Source organism: Nocardia aobensis NBRC 100429, from assembly GCF_000308375.1.
Taxonomy (GTDB): domain Bacteria; phylum Actinomycetota; class Actinomycetes; order Mycobacteriales; family Mycobacteriaceae; genus Nocardia; species Nocardia aobensis.
Genome location: NZ_BAFQ01000018.1, coordinates 1 through 295, shown reverse-complemented (window position 1 = coordinate 295; position 295 = coordinate 1). Strand labels below are relative to the sequence as shown.

Here is a 295-nt window from a genome sequence, read left to right as displayed (position 1 = left end):
GGTCGAAGACCACATGGCCCAGTTCGTGCGCGAGGGTGTGGTCGCGGCTGGGCAGGGCCGCGGCCAGCACGATCACGTCCTTGTCCGGATAGCTGCGGCGCTGACCGCAGACGCCCGGACCGAGCTGAGCATCGGCGATTTCGATCATGCGGCCGCGTTCGGCCGCGATCGCGAGGACCACCTCTTCCAGGGTGGTGGCGTCGAAATCGGCGGCGACGGCGCACACCGCGTCGACGGCGGCGGCGACGCGGCGGTAGGAGCGGCCCGTCTGAATCCGGCTCTCGGTCATCTCGCG

The 295-nt window shown here is 70.8% G+C and carries 1 pseudogene; it reads right to left on the bottom strand.

The features are described from left to right. Positions 1-289: pseudogene (locus tag RJ03_RS02570) on the bottom strand (DUF955 domain-containing protein); the annotation flags it as partial. Positions 290-295: the final 6 nt, after the last annotated feature.